Annotated in this window: 7 protein-coding genes and 1 pseudogene; 5 read left to right on the top strand and 3 right to left on the bottom strand. The window is 47.3% G+C overall.

Annotated elements, in window-relative coordinates; translation table 11 throughout:
* Positions 1–439: 439 nt before the first annotated feature.
* Both ABL924_RS16925 and ABL924_RS16920 read left to right on the top strand, forming a co-directional pair.
* Entirely contained in the window at positions 440–652 is a 213-nt protein-coding gene (locus ABL924_RS16925) for a type II toxin-antitoxin system VapB family antitoxin (RefSeq protein WP_349028274.1), read from the top strand.
* Positions 639–1,046, top strand: coding sequence for a PIN domain nuclease (locus ABL924_RS16920; protein WP_349028273.1), 408 nt, complete (start codon positions 639–641; stop codon positions 1,044–1,046). The genes ABL924_RS16925 and ABL924_RS16920 overlap by 14 nt, the downstream gene beginning before the upstream one ends.
* Positions 1,047–1,793: 747 nt before the next feature.
* On the opposite strand, the gene ABL924_RS16915 is transcribed toward ABL924_RS16920, so the two are convergent.
* Positions 1,794–2,480, bottom strand: coding sequence for a transposase (locus ABL924_RS16915; protein WP_349028272.1), 687 nt, complete (start codon positions 2,478–2,480; stop codon positions 1,794–1,796).
* Between the two features lie 111 nt (positions 2,481–2,591).
* Here ABL924_RS16915 and ABL924_RS16910 point away from each other — a divergent pair.
* Positions 2,592–3,762 (top strand): annotated as a pseudogene (locus ABL924_RS16910) (IS3 family transposase).
* A 16-nt stretch (positions 3,763–3,778) separates the two neighbouring features.
* Here ABL924_RS16910 and ABL924_RS16905 read toward each other — a convergent pair.
* Entirely contained in the window at positions 3,779–4,129 is a 351-nt protein-coding gene (locus ABL924_RS16905; protein ID WP_349028271.1) for a hypothetical protein, read from the bottom strand.
* 155 nt (positions 4,130–4,284) lie between these two features.
* Positions 4,285–5,316 (bottom strand): dihydroorotase, encoded by a 1,032-nt coding sequence (gene pyrC / locus ABL924_RS16900; protein ID WP_349028270.1) that lies wholly within the window; start codon positions 5,314–5,316, stop codon positions 4,285–4,287.
* A 110-nt stretch (positions 5,317–5,426) separates the two neighbouring features.
* Between pyrC and ABL924_RS16895 the strand changes: the two genes are divergently transcribed.
* Positions 5,427–5,711: a zinc ribbon domain-containing protein gene (locus tag ABL924_RS16895; protein WP_349028269.1), complete on the top strand. Its 285-nt coding sequence runs from the start codon at positions 5,427–5,429 to the stop codon at positions 5,709–5,711.
* Between the two features lie 72 nt (positions 5,712–5,783).
* Entirely contained in the window at positions 5,784–7,571 is a 1,788-nt protein-coding gene (gene aspS / locus ABL924_RS16890) for an aspartate--tRNA ligase (RefSeq protein WP_349028268.1), read from the top strand.
* The last annotated feature ends 107 nt before the right edge of the window (positions 7,572–7,678 follow it).

The raw sequence follows: 7,678 nt of genomic DNA, 5'->3' as shown, positions 1-7,678 counted from the left end.
TTGGTCGTTTCGTTTGAATGTTATTCATATTCATGGTCACCTCTAATGACATTATAAATCTGCCTCTAGAAGTGTCCTGTTTAATTAAACCATTTCAAATCAAGCAAGTAAGGCCATAAGATGTGCTTATAGGATGCTGCCGAGGAACGAGGCGCATCGTTCGCGTTGTCCAGAGCCGTAGGTACGATTAGCGAAGCGTAATCGTAATCGTAATCGTACGTATGAATATTGTTTGCTTTCCTCCGATTACGCTTCGCTAATCGGAGCTACAAGCACGTGAGGGGGGTCAAGCCCGCCTGTTGGCTATGATGGAGTGATTCCGACTTACCATGGAAACAAAAGCTGTATAGGTATCAACGAAATCCGACACCTATCTTGTTGAGACGCTAAAGCGGTGCATGGTGTATAATACACCATTGAGTGTGTATTGGAGATTGCCATGCGAACCAACATTGTGCTTGATGAAACCTTGGTCAAGGAAGCCGCTACCTTAACCGGTGTGCGCACCAAACGCGAATTAATCGATTTAGCCTTGCGGGAATTAATCCGTTCGCGCAAGAAACTTAATCTATTTGAGCTGGCAGGCAAAATTGACTTTGCCGATGATTACGACCCTAAGCGCCTGCGCGAGCTGCGGCATGGTTCTGATTGATACCTCCATTTGGGTGCATCTGTTCCGCGATAAAACCCAGCAATACAGCCAACGGCTGGTTGATGAAATCGGCGGACACGACATTGTTTTGACCCGATTCCAACAGTTGGAGTTGTTGCAAGGTTGCCGTGATGAACGGGAATGGGGATTGCTCAGCAAGTATCTCGACGTGCAGGATTATATTGAAGCGCAACCCGTCACGTGGCGAGCGGCAGCGCTAATCTACTTCAATTTACGTCGGCAAGGGCTGACGGTTCGTAGCCCGATTGATTGCTGTATTGCCCAAATTGCCCTGGAAAACCGTTTGTTGCTGTTGCATGATGACCGTGATTTTATCACTATCGCCAAACTTGTCCCGCTCCAACAAAAACAATGGCAGGTTATACCCGTTTGACATCGTGGCTTAGGTGCTGCCGGATCATTTGCACAGAGCGATTGCGTAGGGTCAATCCACACTATGCCTAGCTCATCTGCCAAAAAAACAATTGACCGTATTAAAAAACATCCTATTGGGATAATCATTGTTTTTGTTGTCGGCTTGGTAGTTGCCACCGATTCTTTTTTCACCTCAGCCGATAAAATTGCTACCGCGTACGTTGGGTTAATCGTAGGTTGAGGGTGCGCTTGCGAACCCTAACATAATCCTTGACCATGCGGTTAATGGATCGCTTACGCTTCTGCTGTCCGTGCAATGGTCTCTTTTTATGTAAAAACATTGTTAGCAAAACAATAATGGTAATTATTTCTGCTCTTTTGCTGGAGTGGATGATGTGAGGATAATAAAATCACGCATTACCCCCTTTGTCAGAGTCTGCTCAGTAACCGCTGAACTCCATTTTTGTAATATAAGACAAAAAAAGTCACTTTTTGCTGTTTTTTAGCGTGTTAAGTTAGCTCTTAAAATACTACCTCAACCTGCCATAAAAATTTAACATTATGATTTATAAGTAGTAATTAAATTATTTGGCGAGATTAAAAAATGGCACGATAACTGCTTTAAATATTGCATGCACAGTAAAATGTGTCGTTGGCTCCTCGTGGTATAGCTGCTTTCTCGTTAAGGCATTGCGCATTATCTTATCCCCTCGGATAAGTAATGCGCTTTTTTTTGCCTTTCTACTTGCCAAACGCCTAACTTTCTTTAGGAAACACTGAATAAGTTGACTCCACGAAGGGTTCTTCTTTGTACAGCGTGCGTCAGTGTCTTTCTGGCGGCGCATGGCTTTTTGGACTTAGGGTATGCCTCGTCCCAGGCGGACGGGGCTTCATCGGCCTTGATCTGGGCGTTTTCTTCACGGCCATTGCGCTGCCGTGACGCTTCGACAAAGGTGGCATCGACTATCTGCCCAGCCTGGGCAATATAGCCTTGCTTTGCCAGTTGTTGATGAAAACGGGCAAACAACACCTCGACCATGCCCAAGCAAGGCCTTAAGCCGATCCCGAAACAACCAGACGGTTTTGGCGTCGGGGACGCGGTCTTCCAATCGATGCCCCTATACTCGCAAGTTTGATTAATACTTAAGAGTACCAAATATTCATTGATGCCATTTTCACTGGTTCTTCCATCAACGATGTCATGAATTCCTCTTCCAAAAGCTTTGACCGCATGTTCGGCATTATTATTATTCCAGGGGACACCGTCGAATTCTAGAAAAGTAAAAAGACTATTCCGATTTTTTTTAAAGCGTGTTTGAGCTTTCTTTGCTGATGCCGTTTCAAATTTATGCTTCGAAATTGTTCTATAAAACTGTTCTACATCCGCAATATGTTTCTTAAGAAAATACTTTTTTAGACCATATTTATCGACGGTAGCGATTATCTTTCTCATAAGCTCAGCAAATTCTTGAACAAGATTCTTCATCTCCTTATTGAAGGGTGATCTTGCCCCAATCTAGCGGACACTCGGCTAAGAGAGTAATCTCTAAAACCGAGGTAAACAATGAAAACAAAAAAAGAAGAAGCCAGAAAAACGGTACGCAACAAATACACATCCCAATTTAAAGAACAAGCATTAGAGCGAGCTGACCGAGATGGCATCCCCAAGGTGGCGCAGGATTTAGGCCTCGCCGAAGCAATGTTGTACTCATGGCGTACAAAGCGTCGGAATACAGGGGGCAACCCTTTGAAGAGCAAAAGCTCCAGCAAGCCGAGCTGTCCCGCCTTAAACGGGAAAATGCCCGCCTGGAAGACGAGGCGGCCTTCCTAAAAAAGGCGGCAGCGTACTTTGCAAAACTGCCAAAGTGAAGTACGCCATGATTAAGACTAACGAAAAACAATTCCCGGTAGAACTGATGTGCCGCCTGCTGTCGGTTTCACGTGGCGGTTATTATGGCTGGAAACAGCGTCCACCTTCAGCCAGAGACCAAGCGAGGCAGCTGCTGAAGGCTGAAATCAAACGGGTGTTTGACGATGGAAAAGGCCGGCCTGGTGCGCCCAGGATCGCCCGGCGGCTCCAAGACGAAGGCAAGACAGCAGGTCGGCACCGGGTGGCCAGGATCATGCGTGACAATGGTTGGCGGGCGAGGGCGGCCAGGAAATACAAGGCGACCACGAACAGCAAGCACTCATTGCCGGTTGCCCCTAACTTATTGGCGCAGGATTTCAGTGCAAGCGGGCCAAACCAGAAGTGGGTGTCGGATATCACCTATATCTGGACGGATGAAGGCTGGCTGTACTTGGCGGTCGTGCTTGAGCTTTATTCCAGGTCGGTGATTGGCTGGGCAATCGCCGAACGCATGACGGCAACGCTGGTTTGTGATGCCCTAGTCATGGCGTTATGGCATCGGAGGCTGCCAACAGGCGTGATTGTTCACTCCGACCGGGGCAGCCAATATTGTTCGGCCGCCTACCAGGAACTGTTCCAGAAACACCCGCTAATCTGTGGCACGAGCAAGAAAGGCGACTGCTACGACAATGCAGCCATGGAAAGCTGGAATCACAGCTTTAAGGTCGAAGCCGTCCACGGCGAACGGTTTCAAACCCGATCAGAAGCTAAGTACCAAGTGTTCGAATATATTGAAATATATTACAATCGCAAACGGCTTCACTCAAAACTAGGCTATCTCAGCCCAGTTGCGTTTGAAGTGAATGAAAATAAAAAAGTCGCTTAGTGGGGTGTCCGTGAAATCAGGGCAAGATCATATAGTTGCCATTGCTTGTTTTTGGGGAGTGAAATGATGTGTTTTCGAGTAGATCAGGCTTAGACGCCAAATCCTCACTTGTGATTTCCGGGTTGATGATCCATTGATATTCTCGGAATTTGAGTTGGTCTTTCGTTAGAGCTCCAATGAAATATACATTTTGGTTCTCAGAGGTAAGCGTATTGATGTACTCGCGCCTAAAGTCATTTCTAATTTTCCATTGCCATTCGCCAATAGAATCGGTGAGACGAAGCCAACCAGGATCTGCGAGGAACAATAGGTAGGCTTTTGTCTTGCACTTGAGGTAAGCTTCAAATAGATCGTCTGAAATTACCATCGTTGAGCCTACCCCGTAGGAAGTTTATTGAACGCTCTTTCACCGAAGTAGACTGGCGAAGTCAAGGGATGCGTACGTACCTCTAAATTTCGGAAGGTACGCACGCGCACCTTACTTGGATTCTTTGACAGCCCATACATTACTTGACTACTATTTTATTGAACTTTCCAGTGCATCTGCTCATTCGATTTCAGTGGAGTAATCGAAACACCATTTTCACCGTAACTTGAAGGTACGTCCCAATTGGTTTTTTCCAAGGTAATCGTACGGGTGTTCCTGGGTAAGCGGTAGAAGTCTGCGCCGTAAAAGCTGGTGAAGCCTTCTAATTTATCAAGCGCATTCGCTGCTTCAAAGGCTTCGGCATAGAGTTCTAACGCAATCGGTGCGGTATAGCAGCCGGCACAACCGCAAGCATTTTCTTTGGTTTCGGTGGTGTGCGGTGCGCTGTCCGTACCCAGAAAGAATTTTGGATTGCCGCTGGTTGCGGCTTTAACTAATGCTAAACGATGTTGTTCGCGCTTCAATATGGGCAAACAATAATGATGTGGACGGATGCCCCCGACGAACAAGGCATTGCGGTTATACAATAAATGCTGTGGCGTAATGGTTGCGGCTACGTGGTGGCTGGCAGACTCGACAAATTGCACTGCTTCGGCGGTCGTGACATGCTCAAAGACGATCCGCAAATCGGGAAAGCATTCGACAATATTCGTTAAATACCTGTCTATAAAAACCTTTTCTCTATCGAAAATATCGCAATCTGCATCGGTGACTTCACCGTGAATCAGCAACGGAATATGATATTTTTCCATCGCTGCAAACAACGGATAGACGGCTTTAATATCGCCAACACCCGAATCTGAATGGGTAGTTGCACCTGCCGGATAAAGCTTAAAAGCATGGATGTGTTCGGATTCCGCCGCTTTTTTTATTTCTGCTTCTGTGGTCGCAGCGGTCAGGTACAGCGTCATAAGCGGGGTAAAATCCACGCCCATCGGCACGGCTGTCAGTATTTCATCGCGGTACAATAAGGCCTGTTCAACCGTCGTGACGGGTGGTTTCAAGTTCGGCATGATGATGGCACGGGCAAATTGCCGGGCGGTATGCGGCAACACGGCTTTCAAAATCGCGCCAGTTCGGACGTGTACATGCCAGTCATCGGGACGGGTAATGGTTAATGTTTTCATTATTTAAGTGGATGTCTGTAAAATAGCACTCATTTTATAGCTAAGAGTCTTGTAAAACCTACTAATGCACCCCATTACTAGGATTTAATGGATTTTTTAATGGAGCCATTATGCCAATTTACGAATATCAATGCCGCTCCTGCGGCCACGCCTACGAGGCCTTACAAAAATTCAGTGACGCACCACTGACTGAATGCCCCGCCTGCAAAAAACCGGACTTAGCGAAAAAAATTTCCGCATCGGGGTTCAGATTAAAAGGTGCAGGTTGGTATGAAACCGACTTTAAAAGCGGCATTAAAAAGAATGTCGCTGGCGATACGGCAAGCCCTGCCAGTTCTAGCAGCAGTTCAACGAGTGCGTCCCCTGTAGCGAGTTCAACCAGTTCCAGTGACTGAAAATCCTCATGAAGATGGGTGTACCACACCCTTTTGCCCATTCCACATTAAACCAACAATCCAGAGATTACTATGCGTACCCATAAGTGCGGAGAACTTAATAAACAACAGCTAGGAGCAACCGTAACCATCTGTGGATGGGTACATAGACGCAGGGATCATGGCGGCGTGATTTTTATCGACCTTCGGGATCGTGCGGGGTTAGTGCAAGTGGTCGTTGATCCTGATGTGGCGGATGCTTTTGCTACAGCAGAACACGTCCGTAGCGAATATGTACTCGCCATCACAGGACTCGTGCGTGACCGTCCTCAAGGTACGAGTAACACTAATATGGTTTCTGGCGAAATCGAAATACTGGCGAAACACATCGAAGTGCTGAACGAGTCGGAAACGCCACCTTTCCCGATAGAAAGCGATATAGAAGTCAACGAGGAATTACGTTTAAAGTACCGTTACATCGACTTACGCCGCGTTGCCATGCAGGAAAAAATGAAAGTGCGCCGTGATGTGACGCGGGTGTTACGCAACTTTCTGGACGATAACGAGTTTTTTGAAATTGAAACACCTTATCTCACCAAAGCCACGCCGGAAGGCGCACGCGATTACATCGTGCCTAGCCGTACCCATGAAAACGCCTTTTTTGCCTTGCCACAATCGCCGCAGCTTTATAAGCAAATGTTGATGATTGCGGGAATGGATCGTTATTATCAAGTCGTGCGTTGTTTCCGCGACGAAGACTTGCGTGCTGACCGCCAGCCGGAATTCACCCAGTTGGATATTGAAACCTCGTTCATGAACGAGGACGAGATCATGAACGTGATGGAAGAGATGATCCGCCAGTTATTTGCCAAAGTGATTAACGTAGAGCTGGATGCCAAATTTCCGCGCATGAGTTATCAGGAGGCTGTCTCCAAATACGGTATCGATAGACCTGATTTGCGGATTCCGCTGGAATTGGTAGATATTGCCGATGACATGAAAGCCGTTGATTTCAAAGTGTTCTCTGCGCCTGCTAACGATCCAAAAGGTCGTGTTGTAGCCTTGCGCGTACCTAACGGTGGCGACAAACTCAGCCGTAAAGATATTGAAGATTTAACCAAATTTGTCAGCATTTATGGTGCGAAAGGGCTAGCTTATATCAAAGTCAACGGCCTTGCCGCTGGCATCGACGGCTTGCAATCGCCAATTGTCAAGTTTGCCCCCGCTGAAGTCTGGGCCAGTGTGTTGGCAAAAACAGGCGCACAGGATGGCGATTTGATCTTCTTCGGCGCGGACAAAGCCAGCATCGTCAACGAGGCAATGGGCGCATTACGCGTTAAATTAGGCCATGACCTCAATTTGTTACAAGGTGAATGGAAACCCGTTTGGGTCGTCGATTTCCCCATGTTCGATTGGGATGAAAAAAGCGGACGCTTTAATGCCATCCATCACCCGTTCACCGCGCCTAGCTGTTCAGTGGAAGAGTTGGTCGCCAATCCTGGTACGGCTTTATCCCGCGCTTACGACCTCGTGTTGAACGGTACGGAAGTCGGCGGCGGTTCCATCCGTATCAATCGTACATCCATGCAGCAGACTGTATTCGGGATTTTAGGCATAGGCGAGGAGGAGGCACGGGAAAAATTCGGCTTCCTGTTAGATGCCCTGAAATATGGCGCACCACCGCACGGTGGGTTGGCGTTTGGTTTAGACAGATTAGTCATGCTGATGACCGGATCGACATCCATTCGTGATGTTATTGCTTTCCCTAAAACCCAATCGGCGGCTTGTCCATTGGTCAGTGCGCCTGCGGTGGTGACGGATGAGCAATTGAAAGAACTGGGGATAAGGTTGATTAAGCCGGCAGGCAAAGAAAAATCGTGACTTTATAGGATGAGACCTTTGCACGACCTCAAGCCCCAAAATGGGTAAAATAAGCCTTTATTCAAGTTCGAGCAATAGCCTATGTCCTGGAAGAACCTAGCCCAAAC

The sequence above is a fragment of the Methyloglobulus sp. genome (assembly GCF_040079455.1).
Classification (GTDB): Bacteria; Pseudomonadota; Gammaproteobacteria; order Methylococcales; family Methylomonadaceae; genus Methyloglobulus.
Note: the sequence above shows the minus strand (reverse complement) of the source record. Positions and strands in the feature narration are given on the sequence as shown.